At 62.1% G+C, this 20,107-nt stretch carries 15 protein-coding genes; 7 read left to right on the forward strand and 8 right to left on the reverse strand.

Annotated elements, in window-relative coordinates; all coding sequences use genetic code 11:
- The first annotated feature begins 92 nt into the window (after window positions 1-92).
- The 4 genes from A4A58_RS05760 (at window position 93) to A4A58_RS05775 (ending at window position 4,240) form a co-directional block, all read left to right on the forward strand.
- Window positions 93-1,061, forward strand: a complete 969-nt coding sequence (locus A4A58_RS05760) for a Bug family tripartite tricarboxylate transporter substrate binding protein (RefSeq protein ID WP_068730515.1) — start codon at window positions 93-95, stop codon at window positions 1,059-1,061.
- 37 nt (window positions 1,062-1,098) lie between these two features.
- A complete protein-coding gene (locus A4A58_RS05765; protein ID WP_068730516.1) occupies window positions 1,099-1,494 on the forward strand; it encodes a carboxymuconolactone decarboxylase family protein in 396 nt (131 codons plus the stop codon).
- Window positions 1,495-1,683: 189 nt separating this feature from the next.
- Window positions 1,684-3,279 (forward strand): Do family serine endopeptidase, encoded by a 1,596-nt coding sequence (locus A4A58_RS05770; RefSeq protein WP_068730517.1) that lies wholly within the window; start codon window positions 1,684-1,686, stop codon window positions 3,277-3,279.
- 280 nt (window positions 3,280-3,559) lie between these two features.
- Window positions 3,560-4,240 carry a response regulator transcription factor gene (locus tag A4A58_RS05775; protein WP_068730718.1) on the forward strand — a complete coding sequence of 227 codons (681 nt, stop codon included), beginning with the start codon at window positions 3,560-3,562 and terminating at the stop codon, window positions 4,238-4,240.
- Window positions 4,241-4,276: 36 nt separating this feature from the next.
- On the opposite strand, the gene A4A58_RS05780 is transcribed toward A4A58_RS05775, so the two are convergent.
- Entirely contained in the window at window positions 4,277-5,017 is a 741-nt protein-coding gene (locus A4A58_RS05780; protein WP_068730518.1) for an SDR family oxidoreductase, read from the reverse strand.
- 249 nt (window positions 5,018-5,266) lie between these two features.
- Between A4A58_RS05780 and A4A58_RS05785 the strand changes: the two genes are divergently transcribed.
- The 3 genes from A4A58_RS05785 to A4A58_RS05795 all read left to right on the forward strand — a co-directional run bounded on the left by A4A58_RS05785 (window position 5,267) and on the right by A4A58_RS05795 (window position 11,413).
- Entirely contained in the window at window positions 5,267-6,850 is a 1,584-nt protein-coding gene (locus A4A58_RS05785; protein WP_068730719.1) for a winged helix-turn-helix domain-containing tetratricopeptide repeat protein, read from the forward strand.
- 142 nt (window positions 6,851-6,992) lie between these two features.
- A complete protein-coding gene (locus tag A4A58_RS05790) occupies window positions 6,993-8,453 on the forward strand; it encodes a HAMP domain-containing sensor histidine kinase (protein WP_068730519.1) in 1,461 nt (486 codons plus the stop codon).
- A complete protein-coding gene (locus A4A58_RS05795; protein WP_068730520.1) occupies window positions 8,450-11,413 on the forward strand; it encodes a bifunctional [glutamine synthetase] adenylyltransferase/[glutamine synthetase]-adenylyl-L-tyrosine phosphorylase in 2,964 nt (987 codons plus the stop codon). Before A4A58_RS05790 ends, A4A58_RS05795 begins: the two co-directional genes overlap by 4 nt.
- An 87-nt stretch (window positions 11,414-11,500) precedes the next feature.
- Here the strand turns inward: A4A58_RS05795 and A4A58_RS05800 are convergent, their stop codons facing one another.
- The 7 genes from A4A58_RS05800 to A4A58_RS05830 all read right to left on the reverse strand — a co-directional run bounded on the left by A4A58_RS05800 (window position 11,501) and on the right by A4A58_RS05830 (window position 19,846).
- Window positions 11,501-12,469: a Bug family tripartite tricarboxylate transporter substrate binding protein gene (locus tag A4A58_RS05800; RefSeq protein WP_081421747.1), complete on the reverse strand. Its 969-nt coding sequence runs from the start codon at window positions 12,467-12,469 to the stop codon at window positions 11,501-11,503.
- 360 nt (window positions 12,470-12,829) lie between these two features.
- On the reverse strand, window positions 12,830-15,154 hold the full coding sequence (locus tag A4A58_RS05805; RefSeq protein ID WP_068730521.1) for a PAS domain-containing sensor histidine kinase: 2,325 nt from the start codon (window positions 15,152-15,154) through the stop codon (window positions 12,830-12,832).
- Window positions 15,155-15,398: 244 nt separating this feature from the next.
- Window positions 15,399-16,367 (reverse strand): zinc-binding dehydrogenase, encoded by a 969-nt coding sequence (locus A4A58_RS05810; protein ID WP_068730522.1) that lies wholly within the window; start codon window positions 16,365-16,367, stop codon window positions 15,399-15,401.
- A 20-nt stretch (window positions 16,368-16,387) separates the two neighbouring features.
- Window positions 16,388-17,383, reverse strand: coding sequence for an NAD(P)H-dependent flavin oxidoreductase (locus A4A58_RS05815; protein WP_068730523.1), 996 nt, complete (start codon window positions 17,381-17,383; stop codon window positions 16,388-16,390).
- A 151-nt stretch (window positions 17,384-17,534) separates the two neighbouring features.
- A complete protein-coding gene (locus tag A4A58_RS05820; protein ID WP_068730524.1) occupies window positions 17,535-18,311 on the reverse strand; it encodes a fumarylacetoacetate hydrolase family protein in 777 nt (258 codons plus the stop codon).
- 16 nt (window positions 18,312-18,327) lie between these two features.
- Window positions 18,328-19,302 (reverse strand): 2-dehydropantoate 2-reductase, encoded by a 975-nt coding sequence (locus tag A4A58_RS05825; protein WP_068730525.1) that lies wholly within the window; start codon window positions 19,300-19,302, stop codon window positions 18,328-18,330.
- 112 nt (window positions 19,303-19,414) lie between these two features.
- Window positions 19,415-19,846, reverse strand: a complete 432-nt coding sequence (locus A4A58_RS05830) for a CBS domain-containing protein (RefSeq protein ID WP_068730526.1) — start codon at window positions 19,844-19,846, stop codon at window positions 19,415-19,417.
- Between the last annotated feature and the right edge of the window lie 261 nt (window positions 19,847-20,107).

The following is a 20,107-nucleotide window of genomic DNA, read 5'->3' on the forward strand; positions in this document are numbered from 1 at the left end:
AAACGGTGGCAAGCAGTCGATTTGACGACAGCCTTGAGTAGTGCCAACATAAAATCGACGAAGCAAGAAAAATCGATTATTTGGAGGTTCGCATGCGGCACGTGGTTTCTGCACTGGTGGCTCTGGTCATGGTTTCGCTGGTCGGCCAGGCCGCCCATGCAGGGTTTCCCGAACGCGGCATCAAGATCGTGGTGCCGTTTCCTGCCGGCGGATCGAACGACGTCGTTGCCCGCTTGCTCGGCACCAAGCTGCAGGAGCTCTGGGGACAGCCGGTGGTGATCGACAACCGTGCCGGCGGCGGCGGCAACATTGGCGCGGATGCCGTCGTGCGCTCGCCCGCCGATGGCTATACATTGCTGCTGACGGCGCCCGGCCCGCTCGCGGTCAATCAGTCGCTCTATGCGCAACTCCCCTTCAATCCTGCGCAGGATTTCACGCCGGTGGCGTTGATCGCATCGGTTCCGATCGTGTTGGCCGTCAATCCGGGCGTGAAGGCGACGACGGTGGCTGAGTTGATCGCGCTCGCCAAGGCGTCGCCGGGCAAACTCAATTTCGGCTCGTCCGGCCTTGGGTCGACCAATCATCTAGCGGGCGAGCTGCTGAAGGCGCGCGCCGGCATCGATATCGTGCATGTGCCGTATCGCGGTGCGGCGCCGGCGATGAATGACCTGATCGCCGGTCAGATTCCGATGATGTTCGACAACATGCCGGCTATTCGTCCGCAGGTTCAGGGCGGCACGATCCGCGCGATTGCCGTGGCCGGCGCAGCACGTTCGCCTCTGTTCCCGGAGCTGCCGACCATGGCGGAGGCGGGTGTCGCGAATTTCGAGGCGTCGTCATGGTTTGGCCTCGTCGCGCCGGCCAAGATGCCGCCGGATGTGATGAAGGTGCTGATCGACGGGGTGACCAAGGTGCTGAAGGACCCCGACATGGTGAAGCGTCTCGCCGATGTCGGCGCCGAGCCCGGCGCGTTGTCAGGCGACGCGTTCGCTGCGTTTCTGCGCGCCGAGTCGGAAAAATGGGGCCAGGTGGTGAAGACAGCGGGTGCCAAGGTCGAGTAGGACCTCGGGCCGCAATCGATTTGAAAACGGGAATCATATGACGAAGAAAATTGCTGAGCTCGACGAGCTGAAGTCCCGCTACGAGGGGATGATTGGCTTCACGCCGCCGAAGATCGCCAAGCGACTGGAACTGGGCATGCGCGTCGATCCCGCTCTGGTCACGGCGCTGGAGGACTGGCGGATTGCGGCGCTGACGCCTACGGCGCTGGATCAGAAGACCGTGCAATTGATGTCGTTCGCGATCCTGCTGGTCCAGACGTCCGAAGCTGCTGCCAATCACGCAAAGGCTGCGATCAAGGCCGGGGCCACGCTTGAGGAACTGCACGCAAGTGCCGGAATCGCTGCGCTGTTCCGCGGCGTTGCAGCCTTCAACATGGCCGGCGAAATCCTGGCCGGTCTGTTCCCGGAGACGGGTCAAAAGACCGGCGGTTGATACCGCCGCTGCATCTGCCGATATCGGGGTGATTCAGGCGCGTTGTCCCCCGCGTCATCCCGCCACACCTGCATCTCCCAGATTACCAAACCTTAATTCCCCTGCCAGCCCGCGGTAAGGTGGAAACCTCCATCTTCAGACCACACAAGGCGCCTTGCCCCCCGCGCCGTTGCTCTGGAGATTTTCTCGATGTCCGACCGCCCCAACGATTTTTCCGAATTGCCGTCCTACAAGGCGTCCCGCCGTTCGCTGTTCTCTGCGCGTAAATTCGCGCTGATGGCGTCGGTCGTTGCGGGCCTTGGTGTTGCCGCCTATGGCCTGTCGCCGTCGAATAGCCCGGTCGACATCTTCACCACCACCGCGCATGCGCAGGTCGACAAGCAGGTCAAATCGCAGGCCGCGCAGCCGGTCGGTTTTGCCGACATCGTCGAGCGCGTGAAGCCATCGGTGATCTCGGTCAAGGTCAACATGAAGGAAAAGGTCGCATCGAAGGATGACGACAACAACGGCGACTCGCCGTTCCAGCCGGGCTCCCCGATGGAGCGCTTCTTCAAGCGCTTCGGCCAGGACGGCGTGCCCCCGGGCATGCGCGGTGGTCCGCGCGGCGGCGGCCGTGGCGTCGTGAGCGGTCAGGGCTCGGGCTTCTTCATCTCGGCTGACGGTTTCGCCGTGACCAACAATCACGTGGTCGATGGCGCCGACAAGGTCGAGGTCTCGACCGACGACGGCAAGACCTATTCGGCCAAGGTGATCGGCACCGATCCGCGCACCGATCTGGCGCTGATCAAGGTTGAGGGCCGCACCGACTTCCCGTTCGCCAAGCTCGCCGACGGCAAGCCGCGGATCGGCGACTGGGTGCTGGCAGTCGGCAACCCGTTCGGCCTCGGCGGCACCGTGACAGCAGGTATCGTTTCGGCCTCGGGCCGCGACATCGGCAGCGGACCGTATGACGATTTCATCCAGATCGATGCGCCCGTGAACAAGGGCAATTCGGGTGGTCCGGCTTTCGATACGTCGGGCGAAGTGATGGGCGTCAACACTGCGATCTACTCGCCCTCGGGCGGCAGCGTCGGCATCGCGTTCTCGATTCCGGCCTCCACCGTGAAGACGGTGATCGCGCAGCTCAAGGACAAGGGTTCGGTCTCGCGTGGCTGGATCGGCGTGCAGATCCAGCCGGTGACGCAGGACATCGCCGACAGTCTCGGCCTGAAGAAGGCGGAAGGCGCATTGGTTGCCGAACCGCAGGCCGATGGTCCCGCTGCCAAGGCCGGCATCAAGTCGGGTGACGTCATCACCTCGGTGAATGGCACGCCGGTGAAGGATGCACGCGAGCTCGCCCGTACCATCGGCGGCTTTGCGCCGGGCAACACGGTGAAACTCAACGTGCTGCAAAAGGGTGAGGACAAGGTTCTGTCGATGACACTCGGCCAGTTGCCGAACACGGTGGAGGCGAAGGCCGACATCGATGGCGGTGACAAGGGATCGTCGTCGCGCGGCAGCGACGTGCCTCGGCTTGGCCTCACGGTCTCGCCCGCGAGCAGTGTCGCCGGTGCCGGCAAGGACGGTGTCGTCGTGACGGGCGTCGATCCGAAGAGCGCCGCTGCCGAGCGTGGCTTCAAGGAAGGCGACGTCATTCTCGAAGTCGCAGGCAAGAGCGTGACCAATCCAGGCGATGTGCGCGAGGCGATTGTCGCCGCGCACAACGACAACAAGAACAGCGTGCTGATCAGGGTTCGCTCGAACGGCTCCTCGAAGTTCGTGGCCGTTCCCCTCGCGAAGAGCTGATCACCGCACATGAACGGAGAGTGTCGCCGGCATAGTCGCCCCCGCTGACGGCTCTTTCCAGGGGGCGAGCCACAAACTCGCTCCCACTGCTTCCTTTCGATGGAAAACAGCCCCCTTCCGTCGAAAGGCCAATGGGCGGTGAAGTTTCCCCCAGCTTCACCGCCTATTCTTCTTTCTGCCCCGAAGGATAACCGGCGGGCATTCCGCCGCCTTGCATGAAAGCCCGGTGCGCGCCATGGTGACCGAGACTCACAATATTCACAGCGAATCCGATCCCCAGATGCGTCTGCTCATCATCGAAGACGACCGCGAATCCGCCGACTATCTGGTCAAGGCTTTCCGTGAGGTCGGCCATGTCGCCGATCACGCCAGCGATGGCGAGGAAGGTTTCGCGCTCGCCGATTCCGGCGATTACGACGTGCTGGTGGTCGATCGCATGTTGCCGAAGCGCGATGGACTCTCCGTCATCGGCGGTCTGCGTGACAAGGGTAACCGGACGCCGGCCTTGATCCTCTCAGCGCTGGGGCAGGTCGACGACCGCATCAAGGGCCTGCGCGCCGGCGGCGACGATTATCTGCCAAAACCATATTCATTCGCCGAGCTGCTCGCGCGCGTCGAAGTGCTGTCGCGCCGCCAGGGCGGTCCCGCCGAAGAAACGACCTATCGCGTCGGTGATCTCGAACTCGACCGGCTGTCCCATGGCGTGACGCGCGGTGGCCAGGAACTGATCCTGCAGCCCCGCGAATTCCGGCTGCTCGAATATCTCATGAAACATGCTGGGCAGGTGGTCACTCGCACCATGCTGCTGGAAAACGTCTGGGATTATCACTTCGATCCGCAGACCAACGTGATCGATGTCCATATCTCGCGCCTGCGCTCGAAGATCGACAAGGGTTTTGAGCGTCCGCTGCTGCATACCATCCGCGGCGCCGGCTATATGGTCCGCGACGGGATGAAATAGGCGGCGAGGCATCTCCGCCCCGCCGCCCTGGCGGGATCAGCGCTTGAGCCAGTCGTCGAGACGGATTGCTCCGATGCGTGCGCCGGCATCAGGCGTCAACGAGCGATCATCGACCGGTGTGCCGAAGTAACCGACATGAATGTCGGCGATAACCTGGCGTGGGTCCTGCTTTGCCGTCAGATATTTGCGCCCGAGTGCATCGAGCGGGAGCGGCTCGGGCCCGGCCACCTCAACGATGCCGTTCACCGGCGCCTCCACCGCCAGATCGACCATGGCGGCTGCCACGTCCGCAGATGCGATGGGCTGGATCAGAGCCGGCGCCAAGCGGATCACGTCGCCGTCCGTGCCGCCTTGCACGATGGCGGGGATGAATTCGAAGAACTGTGTCGCCCGCAGGATCGTGTAGGGCATTCCGGACGCCTTGATGAGATCCTCCTGGGCCAGCTTGGCACGGAAGTAGCCGCTGGCCTGAAGGCGCTCGCTCCCGACCACAGACAGGGCCAGATGATGCTGGACGCCTGCGGCCTTTTCCGCCGCGAGCAGGTTGCGGCTGGATGTCTGGAAGAAGTCCATCACCGGCCCGTCCTCGAATGATGGCGAATTCGCCACGTCGATGACGACGTTTGTCCCGGACATGGCCTCGGCCAGTCCTTCCCGCGTCAGGGCGTTGACGCCCGTCGACGGCGAGGCCGCGAAGACCTTGTGGCCCAGTTTGCTCAAGCCGCTCACGACCTGCGTACCGATGAGGCCGCTACCTCCGATGACGACGATTTTCATGATATTTTCTCCCTTTCACACGGTGACGATCGTGTGGGCGGATCATGCGCCGCGACGCACAGGAAGACTTTGCCGCAACCTTCGTTTTCTCTTGAGTTTCGCTTGGATGTTCGTTCAGAAAGGGCCGGCTGGCATGTCGCCGCCGATGGCGCGCGACAGGCCAGCTTGTGGGGTCGGTTCTGTTGCCTCCTGAGGGCTTTAGCGGTTCATCGCCGCCAGCCGAAAACGCAGGCAGTCATGGAGCGCCGAGTGCCGTATCTGTTCGCAGGCTATGTCCTCGATCCCGACCGCAGAGAGCTGTCGCATGGCAGCGACAAGGTGGCGATCACGCCGCAGGCTTTCGACCTGCTGCTGCATCTGGTGCAGAACCGCGACCACGTCGTCAGCAAGGATGCCCTTCTCGATGCCGTGTGGGCGGGACGGATCGTGTCGGAGTCGACGCTGGCCAGTCACATCAATGCGGTACGCAAGGCGCTGGGCGATAGCGGCGATGAACAGCGGCTGCTGAAGACGGTGGCGCGCAAGGGCTTTCGCTTCGTCGGCGATGTGACCGAGACGGCAATGCCGGCGCGGTCTGACGCGGCGGTTGCCGATCACGCTACATCGACGGTGAACCCGGACGCCGCGCTGACGTTGCCCGATCGGCCGTCGATCGCAGTATTGCCGTTCCTCAATCTGAGCGGCGATCCGCAGCAGGACTATTTCGTCGATGGCATGGTCGAGGACATCATCCTCGCGCTGTCGCGACTTCGCTGGCTGTTCGTCATCGCCCGCAACTCCAGTTTCACGTTTAAAGGTCGTGCTGTGGACGTCCGCCAGGTCGGACGCGAACTTGGCGTGCGCTATGTGCTGGAAGGCAGCGTGCGCCGTGTGGCGAACCGCGTGCGCATTACCGGACAGCTCGTCGATACCACCACGGGCATGCATCTGTGGGGCGAGCGCTTCGAGAGTGTTGTTGATGACATCTTCGATCTGCAGGACCAGGTCACGGAAAGTGTCGTGGGTGCCATCGCGCCGCAGCTTGAATTTGCGGAGATCGAGCGCGCCAAACGGAAGCCAACCGAAAGCCTCGACGCCTATGATTACTACCTGCGCGGACTGGCGAATTTTCATGTGTCGACGCGCGATGGGATCGATGCGGCATTGGCGAATTTCTACAAAGCCATCGAGCTCGATCCAGACTTCGCTGCGGCCTATGGGATGGCCGCGGGATGCTTCTACTGGCGCAAGATGAACCGCTGGCTTTCCGATCGTGTGGCTGACGGGCGTGAAGCGGCGCGGCTTGCCGAGCGCGCTGTGACGCTTGGCAAGAATGATGCGGTAGCGCTGACACGCGGCGGCCATGCCTGGCCGCATTTCGGCGGCGACCTGCATGCCTGCGTCGCCTATGTCGATCGTGCGCTGGTGCTCAATCCCAATCTGTCGACGATCTGGTATCTCGGCGGCTATCAACGCGTTTCGCTCGGCGAGCACGACGAGGCCATCGCCTATTTTTCACGCGCCATGCGGCTCAGTCCGCTCGATCCCGAGACATTCCAGATGCATACGGGAATTGCGATGTCGCATCTCTATTCGCGACGCTTCGATGTCGCGCTGGATTGCTTGCGGGAGGCGTCGCGCGAGGTCCCGAACATTCTTCGGGTCGCCGCATTCCAGGCCGCTGCGCATGCTCTGGGTGGGCGAATGGAAGAGGCGCGTGAGGCGATGGGCCATGTGCGCCGGCTCGATCCCACATTGCGGCTCAGCAATATTGACGACTGGCTGCTGGTGCGGCGACCGCAGGACTTCGCACTTGCATCGGAAGGCCTGCGAAAAGCCGGTCTTCCGGAGTGAACCTGGCTGAAAGATAAAATTCCCAGAGCGCGGCGACATTACCAACATCTCATATTCACGCCCTGTTTGTTACAGCTTGCGCCTGCTAGAACAGGGGATGACTTCCAGAACCTTCCATTTCCGCACGTCGCGAGCGTGACCCGTGACGGCTATCGGTAAACTGTTTCGCACGACGGCCTTCCGGTTGACGCTGGCCTATCTGCTGCTGTTCGCGCTGTTTGCAGCATCGCTGCTCGGCTATTTCGCCTGGAATACACACCGGCTGATCAACGATCAGATCACGACCACGGTCAATGACGAAATGACCGAGCTGAGCGATCTGTTCGGGCGGCGCGGCTTGCGGGGAATCGTGGGCGCCATCGAGAACCGGGCGCTGCGTCCTGGCGCCAACCTCTATCTGATCACGACACCGGCGGGTCAATCCATCGCCGGCAACGTGTCCTCACTGGCGCCCGGCGTGATGGCGACCACGGGCTGGTCCGAGACCGCTTATCGCCGGCTCGACGATCCCGACTCGTCCAACCATCGCGCGCTGGTGAAGGTGACGCAATTGAGCAGCGGCTTTCGGCTACTGATCGGCCATGATCTCGAAGAACGCCGGCGCCTGTTCGACATCGTCGGCGATGCCGCGAAGTGGTCGGTGTTGATCGTCGTTGTCCTTGGACTCGGCGGCGGCATCTTCGTCGCCAGCCGCGTGCTGCGGCGGATCGACGCGATGACCGGCACCACCCAGCGTATCATGGCGGGTGATCTCTCCGGCCGTCTGCCGGTCGGACGCAGTGGCGACGAACTCGACCGTCTTGCGGAAAATCTCAATGCCATGCTGGAGCGTATCGAGGCGCTGATGACGGGGCTGAAGGAAGTCTCGGACAATATCGCCCATGATCTCAAGACGCCGCTCACGCGGCTGCGCAATCGGGCCGAGGAGGCGCTGGCGCGATCCAGCAACGAGGCCGAATATCGCGCGGCGCTGGAACGCACCATCGAGGAATCCGATGGTCTGATCCGGACCTTCAATGCGCTGCTGATGATCGCACGCGCTGAATCGGGCCAGGCGCGCGACAACATGGACAATTTCGATGCTGCTGAAGTGGCCGAGGGCATCCACGAGCTCTACGAACCGCTCGCTGAAGACAGCGACCTCATACTGACCGTCAAGACCGCGGCTGCGCCGCTGCGCGGCAACCGCGAACTGATCAGCCAGGCGCTCGCCAATCTCGTCGAAAACGCCATCAAATATGGCAAGCCCGAGGGCGTGGACGGGAACACTGATGGCGTCGAAGCTGCGACCGCCAGGGACATCGTCATCGAGGCGCGGCGCGAGGGCGATCAGGTGCTGCTCAGCGTGTCCGATCATGGTCCAGGCATCCCGGAAGCCGACCGGAAACATGCGGTAGAGCGCTTCGTGCGGCTGGAAGCGAGCCGCACATTGCCCGGTTCCGGTCTTGGTCTCAGTCTCGCATCTGCCGTGGCCACACTGCATGGCGGTGAATTGCAGCTAGGCGACAATCATCCGGGGTTGCGGGTCACGCTGGCGCTACCGGTAGCGGCTGCCGAAGGCCTTGCGGGTCAAACGGGGAATGTGCCACAGAAGTCGGCATGACTTCAGCCGCAACAGGCGAGGGCCAGCTTCCGCTGGCCGCGCAATTCGTCAGCGGACCGCAGCTGTTCGCCCCCGCCGATGCCGAGCAGCGCTTCGGCGAATGGCTTGCCGATCTCGCGCCGGACGATGCTGGCGCGTTTCGTGCGATCACCGACCAATTTCCGCATGTCAGGGCGATCCTGCTCGGCATTGCCGAGGCGTCGCCCTATCTGTTCGACCTGATCCGTGCCGATGCCGCACGTGCGTTGCGGCTGCTGCGTTGCGATCCTCAACAGCATCTCGCCACTCTGATCGCTGAGACCTCGGCGAATGTCGCTGCCGCTGGCGGCGATCCCGATGTCATGCATCTGCTGCGACGCATGAAATCCGAAGCGGCCTTGTTGATTGCGCTGTGCGATATCGGCGGCGTCTGGCCGGTGATGCGCGTCACGCGGGCGCTAACCGATCTTGCTGTATCCTCCGTTCAGACGACGGTGCGTTATCTGCTGCGCCAGGACGCGGCACGCAAGCGCATCCTGCCGCCGGATCCCGATCATCCGGAGCAGGGCAGTGGCCTGATCGTGCTGGCCATGGGCAAGATGGGTGCCGGCGAGCTGAACTATTCCAGCGACATCGACCTGATCGTGTTCTTCGATATCGAGGCACATACGCTGGCCGAGGATATCGAGCCGAATTCATTCTTCGTTCGCATCGCGCAGGGCGTGTCGCGGCTGCTGCAGCAGCGCACCGGCGACGGCTATGTGTTCCGCGTCGATCTGCGACTGCGACCCGATCCGGCCTCGACGCCGGTAGCCGTCTCGACGGCGTCGGCGCTGCATTATTATGAGCGCGAAGGCCGCACATGGGAGCGCGCGGCGATGATCAAGGCGTCGCCTTGCGCCGGTGACTTCAAGGCCGGTGAAGCACTGCTGGCCGAGATCGCGCCTTTCGTCTGGCGCAAGCATCTGGATTTTGCAGCACTTGCCGACGTCCATGGCATGAAACGGCAGATGCAGACGTTTCGCGGGCAGAATGAAATCTCCGTCGAGGGCCACAATGTCAAGGTCGGGCGTGGGGGCATCCGTGAGATCGAATTCTTCGCGCAGACCCAGCAGTTGATTGCCGGCGGGCGCCATCCGGAATTGCGCGTGCGGCCGACGCTGGAGGCGCTGAACATTCTCGCTGCCAGCAACTGGATCACTTATGAAGCGCGCGATGAACTGACGCTCGCCTATAACTTCCTGCGCCGCGTCGAGCACCGGCTGCAGATGATTGCCGACGAGCAGACCCATTCGCTACCCGATGACGTTGGCGCCATGGAGCGCTTTGCGCGCTTCTTCGGCTATGACAGCCGCGAAGCCTTTGCTAGCGATCTTCTGGTGCATCTCAATTGCGTGCAGGGGCATTATGGCCGCCTGTTTGAAGGCGATCCGATCGACGACGCGCATCTTCCGGCAGTCGACTACAAAGCAGGCGCAGTGGACCAGCGGCTTCTCGAACATTTCACCAAGCTCGGTTTCCGCAAGCCGGTCATGGTGGCGGAGACGGTGCAGCACTGGATGACGGATGACTATCGCGCGCTCAAATATGAGGGCACGCGTCAGGCATTCATGGAATTCGTGCCAGCGCTGATCGTCGGGCTGGCTGACGCCGAAGAGCCCGATCTCGCAGTAGTCGCCTTCGACCGGTTTCTGCAGGCGTTGCAGCGCGGCGGTCGGCTGATCTCGCTCCTCAGCCAGCATCGCGATCTCGTCGCTCTGGTGGCGCTGGTGCTCGGCGCGGCGCCGCGTCTCGGCGACATGCTGGCGCGGCAGCCGCAGATCATGGACGGCCTCATCGATCCGCGTTTCTTCGGCGCCATGCCGGACCAGCGCGAACTCTCGATGCGTCTTGCGGCGACCCTCGAAGACGCCAATTCCTATGAAGAATTTCTCGATCGTCTCAGGCTGTTCGGGCAGGAGAGCCTGTTCCTGATCGGCACGCGCATTCTCTCGGGCACGGTGTCGGCGCAGCAGGCGGGCATCGCGTTCGCCGACGTGGCCGAAGGCATTGCGCATACACTGCACGGGTTGGTGCTCGACCAGTTCGTTGCCCAGCACGGCCGCATCAAGGATCAGCAGACCGCGATCGTGGCGATGGGCAAGCTCGGCAGCCGCGAGATGACCGCCGCGTCCGATCTTGATCTGATCCTGATTTACGACTTCGATCATGACGCGCCGGATTCCGATGGACCACGCCCGCTGCACGGCGCGCAATATTTTGCGCGGCTGACGCAGCGCCTGATCAGCGCCTTCACCACGCGCACCAACTATGGCGTGCTTTACGAGGTCGATATGCGGCTTCGCCCGTCGGGCCGGGCTGGTCCGTTGGCGTCGCGCATCGACTCCTTCGCTGAATATCAGGAGACCGAGGCCTGGACCTGGGAGCACATGGCGCTGACGCGCGCGCGGGTGATTTCGGCGACGCCTGCGTTCCGCGAGAAGATCGAATTGGTCATCCGCGAGGTGCTGACGCGTCCGCGTGAAACCACGATCATTGCAAACGACGTTGCCGAGATGCGTCAGGCCATCGCCGAGGAAAAGGGCGAAGACGATATTTGGGATCTGAAACATGCCGCGGGTGGCATGGTCGATATCGAATTCATCGCGCAATATCTGCAGCTGGTACATGCCGCAGAGAAGCCCGAGATCCTCAGCATCAGCACACAACAGGTGCTGGAGAATGCGGCGCGACTGGGCATTCTGTCGCCGTCTGCTGTCGATGTGCTGCGTCCGGCAGTGCGGCTCTATCACGACCTCACGCAGGTGCTGCGGCTATGCGTGAGCGACAAGTTCAAGCCTGAGACCGCAGGGACGGATCTGTTGCGCATGCTCGCACGGGTGAGCAACGAGCCGGACTTCTCTTCGCTGCAAGCACGCGTCCACGAGACGCAGGCTGACGTGCGCCAGGTGTTCCGCCTGGTCGTGGAAGGCGTAAGTTAGCCTCCTCCTGGAAATTCAAGCTCGGCGAGCCGCAATTTCCAGGAGATCAGTTGCATCGACCGTCCGGTCGAGACAAACGCGGCGCTATCACTGCTCCGGCTTGACCTTGCCGATCTCGACGACCGTCTTCCAGCGGGTGAGTTCTTTTTCCAGGAAGCTCTGAAATTCCGCACTCGTATTGGCGACGACCTCGAAGCCGCTATCGGTCAGCCGCTTCTTGAGATCGGGCGAGGTGAGGGCGGTGGTGATCGATGTCTCGAGCTTGGTCTTCACATCGGCCGGAAGGCCCTTGGGCGCGACGAAGGCCTGCCAGGAATAGATATTGAGATCGTCGACGCCGACTTCCTTCATCGTTGGCGTTTGCGGGAATGAATCGGAGCGCGTGTCACTGGTAACGGCCAGAATTTTCATCTTGCCGCCTCGGATGTAGTTGGCGACTGCGCCGAGATTCTGGAAGGAGACGTCGACATGTCCGCCCATCAGGTCCGTATGGGCCTGCGAGCCGCCCTTGTAGGGCGTATGGATACCGGTGGTCCCCGTTTTCTGCCAAAACAACACCGCCGTCAGATGGTCGGACGAGCCCACGCCCGATGAGGCGAACGTGACCTTGTCCGGATTCTTCTTGAGATAGTCGATGAGTTCCTGGACGGTATTGGCCGGGAAATCGGGGCGCGTGATCAGCACGTTGGGATTGCGCACAGCGACACTGAGCAGATCGAAATTCTGGAGCGGGTGATAGCCTGGGTCCTTGTAAAGCACCGGATTGATCGCGATGACCCCGATCGAGCCCACCATCAGTGTGTAGCCATCCGGCTTTGAGCGAGCGAGTTGTGTCGCGCCGATGGAGCCGTTGGCGCCGGGTTTGTTCTCGATGATGAAGGACTGCCCGAAGCTTTCCTGCATCTTCTGTGTCGTCATGCGCGCTGTCGTATCGCTTGCTCCGCCGGCCGTGAAAGGCACGATCACCGTCACGGATTTCGCGGGATAGTCTTGCGCGACTGCCATGCCCGGCACTGTCAGACAGAATGCCGCCGCGGCGAGATGGCTCAGTTTCATCGTCGTTTCCTCCACTGGAATGCTTTTGTTTATTGAACAGGCGACAATCTCCGTGTCGCTCTTGTCTGGACGGCTCATCCACGTGCTGAAGAGCAGTGTGTATTGTGAGTTCAGGAACTCCCTTCAATCGGCAACCGCTGCAGTCTTGTTGGCAGATACTTCGCAGATGGTGGCTTTGAATTGACGTGTCACACACGAAGAATCGCGTCTCAGTCCAGACGCGCCGTGTCGACACGCCAATATAGCGACCTGCAACCTTTAGTATAGGTATGGACGAGGTCCTCCCAAGCGGCCATTTGACGCTTGGGTATCATGCCATGGGCATTGGCTCGGCCCGGTTAGGCGGGAAGCAATTGACGCCTAGGCGGCCTCGGAGATTTCCGCTGGCCTGTGTCTGCCGCGGAGCGGGATGGTGACGCAGACCACGGTGCCGGTGCCGAGCTTGGAGCGCAGCTTCATCGATCCGCCGTGCAGGCTGGTCAGCGATTTGGCGATAGCGAGGCCGAGGCCAGAGCCGTGATAGGTCTTGGCGAGCTGGCTCTCGACCTGCTCGAACGGGCGTCCCAGACGCTTCAGCGACTGCGGGGCGATGCCGATGCCACTATCGGCGATCATCAGTGCGACGGAGTCGCGCAGCACGCGGCTGCGCACGGTGACACGGCCGCCATCGGGTGTGAACTTCACTGCATTCGAGAGCAGATTGACCAGGATCTGCTTGATGGCGCGGCGGTCGGCCACCACCGGTGCATCAGCCGCGATGTCGGCGCTGAGTGTCAGATTCTTGTCGTCGGCACGGCCGGAGACGACACGCAGCGCTTCGGACAGCGTCTGTCCGAGATCGAGCGGCTCAAGGTCCAGCTGCATACGACCTGCCTCGATCTTCGACATATCGAGAATGTCATTGATGACTTCGAGCAGGTAGTGACCGCTGGTGAGAATGTCGTGGCAGTATTCGGCATATTTGTCGGAGCCGAGATTGCCGAACATGCCGCTGCCCATGATTTCCGAGAAGCCGATAATGGCATTCAGCGGAGTGCGCAGTTCGTGGCTCATATTGGCCAGGAATTTCGACTTGGTCTGGTTGGCTTCCTCGGCGCGGTTCTTCTCGTCGGAATATTTCTGAGCGAGGTCCGCAAGTTCGAGCGCCTGTTTCTCCAGCGCAGCCTGGGAGTGCTTGAGATCGATGACGCTGGCGCGAAGGCGCAGATCGTTGTCGACCAGCTTGTGCTCGTGCTCCTTGATGCGGGTGATGTCGGTGCCGACGGAGACGTAGCCGCCGTCCTTGGTACGGCGCTCGCTGATATGCAGCCAGCTGCCGTCCTCGATCTGCGCTTCGAAGGTACGGGCGCCAGGGGCCGCAGCGCCGGATTCCGCGAGACGCGAGCGGACCTCGGGCATGCTGCCGACTTCGAGCACGGTCTCGTAGGACGTCCCGGGCGACACCGCCGAGTCCGGCAGCTTGTGCAGGCGCTGGAAATGCGAGTTGCAGAGCACCAGGCGATCTTCCGCGTCCCACAGCACGAAGGCTTCGGGAATGGTCTCGATCGCGTCGCGCAGCCGGACGTCGGCCTCGACGGTCTTCTCGGCGAGGCTCTTCTGTTCGGTGACGTCGATGGCGATGCCGATCAGGTGCTGGCTGCCATCGTTCTGGCCTTGCGCGAGCTCGCAGCGCAATTGCAGCCAGATCCAGTGGCCGTTGCTGTGCTGCATGCGGAAGGTCTGGTCGATGTGATCGATCTTGAACGAAATCAGCTGATCGGCGATCTCGAACAGGTTGATGTCGTCGGATTGTACCAGCGCGTTGACTTCGCCGAAGGTCAGCAGGTCGCTGCGGCTGTCGAGGCCCAGCATGGTGAACATCGACTGCGACCAGAAGATGCGACCGCGCGACAGATCCCAGTCCCACAATCCGCAGCGGCCGCGATTGAGGGCGGTGTCGATGCGGCCGCGTACGGCGTCGTTGATCGCGTCGCCTTCGCGGGCGCGGGTCGATTGCCAGTGGAAGGCGAAGCCGAGGATCAGCACCACGAAGCCGGTGGTGGCCGAGAGCGTGATCGACAGCGCGGAGTCCGAGCGCCAGATCGGCTCGTTGTTCTCCTGAATGACGACCACCTGGCCCGGCAGCGCCTTGACGATGCGACGGGTGGCCAATGCATGGCTGTTGTCGGGCAGCTTCACATCGACAACGTCAGTGCGTGGACCCTGCGCAGCCATGGCCTGCGTCGCGCTGAGGACGTCGAGGATGCGATTGGCGTCGCCAGGCGGCAGGTCGATTGGCACGCGCGCGAGAATGCTTTGATCGGCGCCCAGCACGATGACGTGGCGTCCCCCGGCGATCCCCCAGGATGGAATCAGACTGGGCAGCAGGCTCTGCAGGCGCTCGACGGCAGCAGAACGATCCTGACGGATGGTGCCGTTGCGTTCGAGACGCTCGGCGAGCAGATCGGCGAGCGCTGCGAGATCGCGCTTCATCGATGCCTGCTTCTGTCGGCTCTGATCGACCACCTGTACGAAGGCGCCGAAGAAGATCGTGATGAGAAAAGCGATGATGAGTGTAGGGACGGCTCGGCGAAGTGCCGGCTCTGCGATCAGCAGCCTGTGATAGGCCGGTTTCGCGATAGACTGCGCCAATCCTTTGATCGAATCGGATTGGACGCATGCGTTGTCCGCATGCGCACGCGACATACTTAGCCCCCTCGGAAGAATCTCGCCCGCGTCGCTCGAAACAACTGCCCCGCCACTTCGAATCGCAAGACCAATAAGAATCCACTTTGCCATGGCTGTCGAGAGTCAACGAAACGTTAACGTGAAATAAATCGTATCCACCGGAGAATTTCATCACTGTTCGGTACTTGCATGAGTCCGAAACAGGAACGCCGCGCATGAGAATCATGCGCGGCGTTGAAATCGAAGACTCGCGGAGCGCGCGTTACAACGTCACCACGATCTTGCCGAGATGCTTGTTGGCTTCCATGTGGTCGAACGCCGTTCCGATGTCGTCGAATGCGTAGACCTTGTCGATGGGCAGTTTCAGTTGGCCCGCTTCGACGGCCGGCCAGATGTCCGCGCGCACCGCGCTGAAGATGTCGCGAATCTCCTGCAGTGACCTCGTGCGGAACGTCACGCCGATATAGTTGATGCGGCGTGCGGCATGGAGATCGAAATTGAAATCGCCATGCGTGCCGCCGAGGCGGCCGACATTGACGATGCGGCCCATCACCTTCGTCGCTTTCAGGTTCTGATTGGCGACGGGGCCGGAGATCTGATCGATGATCAGATCAACACCATCGCCACCCGTGGCCTTGAGCACCTGATCGACCCAGCCGGCATCTTTCGAATCGATGGCGAGGTCGGCGCCGAAGTCCTTCAGCCGGGCGCGACGTGCGGCGTCGGTGGATGAACCGATCACCGTCTTGGCGCCCTTGAGCCTGGCGATCTGCAGCGCCATCAGGCCGACGCCGGAGCTGGCGCCCTGGATCAGGACCGATTGGCCGGATTGCAGTCCGCCATTCGTCACCAGCGCATTGTGCATCGTGGTGATGGCGACGGGCAGGGTGCAGGCATCCTCGAAACTCATGCTGGCTGGCATGTGAAACAGCCGGCCGTGATCGGTGACGGCGAATTCGGCAAAGGCCGCACCGCCGGAACCCATCACGCGATCCCCGACCTTGACGCCCCTGGCCTGCGGGCCGAGTTCGGCGATCTCACCGGCCCATTCCATTCCCAGCACCGTACCGACGCCGCCGGCAACGCCGTGGACATGGCCCTTGGTCATGCCGAGGTCGGCGCGGTTGAGGCCGCAGGCCTTCACCTTGACCAGCACCTGCGTGCCGGTGGGTGAGGGCTTCGGGACATCACCGATCGCAGCGCCATTGGCGCCGTAAACATAAGCTTTCATGGTTCTGCTTTCCGTTCCGTCTATTCAGCGGCCTGGCGCTGGCCGCCACCAAGCATGGCTTCGAAGCGTGCACGGATAATCGTCTCGGCATCATGCATGATGCGCGACACGAGTTCCTGGCAGCTCGGGATGTCGTGGATCAGGCCCTGGACCTGGCCCGCCGACCAGATGCCGTCTTCGGCATCGCCGTGCGAATAGACCAGCTTGCCGCGCGCACCGGCGACGAGTTCCCTGATCTGCTCGAAAGTGGCGCCTTCCTTCTCCATGGCGACGACCTGCCGGCTGACCGCATTCTTGGCAACGCGCGAGGTGTTGCGCATGGTGCGGAAGATCAGGTCGGTCTCGCGCTCGTCGTTGGCGACGATGCGCTCCTTCACCAGCTGATGGATCGGGCTCTCCTTGGTGCACATGAAGCGCGTGCCCATATTGATGCCTTCGGCACCGAGCGCCAGCGCGGCGACAAGGCCGCGGCCATCGCCGAAGCCGCCCGAGGCGATCATCGGGATCTTGATCTTGTCGGCCGCAGCTGGGATCAGGATCAGGCCGGGGGTGTCGTCCTCACCTGGATGTCCGGCACATTCGAAGCCGTCGATCGAGATCGCATCGACACCCATGCGCTCGGCGGAGAGGCCGTGGCGCACGCTGGTGCATTTATGGATGACCTTGATACCGTGCTTCTTGAATTCGGTGACGTGTTCCTGCGGCTTGTTGCCGGCGGTCTCCACCACCTTGATCCCGGCCTCGATAATGGCCTGGCGATATTCCGCATAGGGCGGCGGCTTGATGGTCGGCAGGATCGTGAGATTTACGCCGAACGGCTTGTCGGTCATGTCGCGGCAGCGCGCGATTTCCTTGGTGAGGTCTTCCGGCGTCGGCTGGGTCAGCGCGGTGATCAGGCCGAGTGCACCGGCATTGGCCACTGCGGCGACGAGCTCGGCGCGGCCGACCCATTGCATGCCGCCCTGGACGATCGGGTGTTCCACACCCACGAGCTCGGTGAAGCGCGTCTTGATCATGATTGGTCCTCTGTTCCCTCGCAGGCGCATCGGGTGGGCCCGATGTGGCTTGTTGATCTTTCGGGGGCGGAGGATGCCGTCGCCCCGGCGGAATGTCCATCGGACAGCCGGAGGTACGCCATGCGGATTTGGTGGGGCGGGCGTCTAATTCCTATTGGTGGAATTCGTTATGCAGCTCGCCGATGCCGTCGATGGCGATGGTCACCGTGTTGACCGGCTCCTTCATCACGCCGACGCCGACAGAGGTGCCGCAGCAGATGAGATCGCCGGGGACCAGGGTCATGTCATGCGAGATCGCCGACACGAGCCGCTGCGCGCTGAAGATCATGTCCGAGATCGGATAGTTCTGCCGCTCTTCACCATTGAGGATGGTGCGGATATGGAGCGTCGCCGGATCGATGCCGGTCGTGATGACGGGACCGAATGGGCCGAAACCGTCGAAACTCTTGGCTCGCGCCCATTGCGGGAAGGTCGAATCGCGATTGAGGACATCGGACGCGGTGATATCGTTGACGCAGGTATAACCGAAGATGACAGCGTCGGCCTGATCCGGTGAGATATTGCTGCAGGTCTTGCCGATGACGATACCGAGTTCGCCTTCATAGGTGGTCTTGCCCTCGTAGCTGACCGGCTTGCGCACAACCGCGCCGGGCGCCGTGATGCTGGATGGAGATTTCAGGAGATAGAGCGGCTCCTTCGGCTCGGGAACATTCAGCTTGGCGGCGAGGGCGTGAAAGTTGTTCCAGAGCGCGATCATCTTCGACGGTGCGCAGGGCGCCAGCAGCGTGACATCGGAAAGCTTGAGATACTGGCCGGTCGGCTTGGCCCCGCCGAACATGTCGCCGTTGTGAACGGCAATCTCGCCATCGTCCGCGAGCGTGCCGAAGCACATGTGGTCATGATGCCGGAAGCGAACCCAGTTCGTCATCTTGTTGCGTCCTGCACTAGTAGAGGCCGGCAACCTTGGCGCGCTGGGCAACCAGTGCCAGAACGGAATCGATGGCCGGCGTCGGGATGCCGGTGAGGCGCCCCATCTCCTGCACCACGGTGACCAGTGGATCGATCTCCATCGGCCGGCCGCGTTCCAGGTCCTGCAGCATCGATGTCTTGTGCGCGCCGACCTTGCGCGCGCCTTCGATACGGCGCTCGGCATCGACGCGAAAGCCGATACCGAAACTCTCGGCGATCGACTGGGCTTCCAGCATCATCGTCTTCGATAGTGCGCGCGTCGCCGGATCGGTACAGATCACATCCAGTGTCGCATGGGTGAGGGCGCTGATCGGATTGAAGCAGACATTGCCCCACAATTTCAGCCAGATCTCGTCGCGAATGCGATCGAGCACCGGCGCCTTCAATCCGGCCTTTTCGAACATCGCGGCCAGCCGTTCGACATCGGCGGTGCGTTCGCCCGATGGCTCGCCGAGCGGAAACTTGTCGCCATAGACATGCCGGATCACGCCGGGCGCTTCGATCTCGGTGGCGGGATAGACGATGCAGCCGATGGCGCGTGCGGCGCCGATTTCTTCCCACTGCCGTCCGCCGGGATCGACGCTTTCCAGCGCCGTGCCTTCGAACTGATTGCCGTGCCTGTGGAAGTACCAATAGGGAATGCCGTTCACCGCGGTGACAATGCGTGTTCTTGGTCCGAGCAGCGGCTGCATCTGTTCGATCACGCCGGTGATCGAATGGGCCTTCAGGCAAATGATGACATAATCCTGCTCGCCGAGTTCTGCTGGATCGTCGGTGCAGGGGATATGCACGATGCGTTCTTCTCCTGCTATCAGCAGCTTCAGTCCATGCGCGCGCATCGCCGCAAGATGCGCGCCGCGTGCGACAAGGCTGACATCGGCGCCAGCCCGTGCGAGCTGAACGCCGAGATAGCCGCCGATGGCGCCGGCGCCGTAGATGCAGATCTTCATGAGATGTCACCGAGGCAACGAGCGCGGACAAGGCAAAAGAACTGGCATCACGGACCGCTGGCGGTCCGTGTCGATGCCGGTATGAAACGCGAAGTGAGCTTGAGGCTAGGCCTCAGGCGACCGCTGCATGCGCTTGCGGTGCATCCTCATGGTCGAGCACCCTGCTGATGTCGCGGATGCTGATCACGCCGATCAGCGTGTGATCGTCGATGACCGGGACGTGCCGAATGTGATGCTTGTTCATCAGGTGGCGGACATGTTCGAGCGTGTCAGTCGAGTGGCAGGAAATCAATTCCTGGACCGAGATCATATCCGAGACCTTGCGATTGACGCCAGCGGCGCCGTGTTCGGCGATCGCGCGAACCACGTCGCGTTCGGAGAACATGCCGACCGCGGTGTTGCCCTCGGTGCGGCACACGTCCTTCACGACCAGTGCACTGATATTGCCTGTCCGGAGCAACTGCGCCGCGATGGCGACAGTCTCGTTCATGCGGACAGTGGCGATACGGGTGCTCTTCCTACGCAGGATATCTCCGACTTGCATGGCAATAACCTCCCTTGGCTGATCGGCTGAGGATCGATCTTATCGGCGCAAGTTTGGTATACGGTATGCCAGTTGTCAACGCAGAAACCAGGATATCGAGGGGTGGGATCAAGAAAGAAAGTCAGTGTTTCTGACGTTTGTTTGCTGCATGGCGTGCATTTTCCGATGTGCTTCTAGCGGACTGGCGATATCCAGTCGGAGCTCTGGTATGCCAGTTGGGCATGAAAAAGAGGCGCACTCGCGTGCGCCCCTGAAATCTTG

The organism is Tardiphaga robiniae (assembly GCF_001618955.1).
GTDB lineage: Bacteria > Pseudomonadota > Alphaproteobacteria > Rhizobiales > Xanthobacteraceae > Tardiphaga > Tardiphaga robiniae_A.

Excerpts from the sequence above, each read along its gene's own strand:
- A4A58_RS05760 (WP_068730515.1), top strand. The coding sequence starts at position 93 with ATGCGGCACGTGGTTTCTGCACTGGTGGCTCTGGTCATGGTTTCGCTG.
- A4A58_RS05765 (WP_068730516.1), top strand. The coding sequence starts at position 1,099 with ATGACGAAGAAAATTGCTGAGCTCGACGAGCTGAAGTCCCGCTACGAG.
- A4A58_RS05770 (WP_068730517.1), top strand. The coding sequence starts at position 1,684 with ATGTCCGACCGCCCCAACGATTTTTCCGAATTGCCGTCCTACAAGGCG.
- A4A58_RS05775 (WP_068730718.1), top strand. The coding sequence starts at position 3,560 with ATGCGTCTGCTCATCATCGAAGACGACCGCGAATCCGCCGACTATCTG.
- A4A58_RS05780 (WP_068730518.1), bottom strand. The coding sequence starts at position 5,017 with ATGAAAATCGTCGTCATCGGAGGTAGCGGCCTCATCGGTACGCAGGTC.
- A4A58_RS05795 (WP_068730520.1), top strand. The coding sequence starts at position 8,450 with ATGACTTCAGCCGCAACAGGCGAGGGCCAGCTTCCGCTGGCCGCGCAA.
- A4A58_RS05800 (WP_081421747.1), bottom strand. The coding sequence starts at position 12,469 with ATGAAACTGAGCCATCTCGCCGCGGCGGCATTCTGTCTGACAGTGCCG.
- A4A58_RS05805 (WP_068730521.1), bottom strand. The coding sequence starts at position 15,154 with ATGTCGCGTGCGCATGCGGACAACGCATGCGTCCAATCCGATTCGATC.
- A4A58_RS05810 (WP_068730522.1), bottom strand. The coding sequence starts at position 16,367 with ATGAAAGCTTATGTTTACGGCGCCAATGGCGCTGCGATCGGTGATGTC.
- A4A58_RS05815 (WP_068730523.1), bottom strand. The coding sequence starts at position 17,383 with ATGATCAAGACGCGCTTCACCGAGCTCGTGGGTGTGGAACACCCGATC.
- A4A58_RS05820 (WP_068730524.1), bottom strand. The coding sequence starts at position 18,311 with ATGACGAACTGGGTTCGCTTCCGGCATCATGACCACATGTGCTTCGGC.
- A4A58_RS05825 (WP_068730525.1), bottom strand. The coding sequence starts at position 19,302 with ATGAAGATCTGCATCTACGGCGCCGGCGCCATCGGCGGCTATCTCGGC.
- A4A58_RS05830 (WP_068730526.1), bottom strand. The coding sequence starts at position 19,846 with ATGCAAGTCGGAGATATCCTGCGTAGGAAGAGCACCCGTATCGCCACT.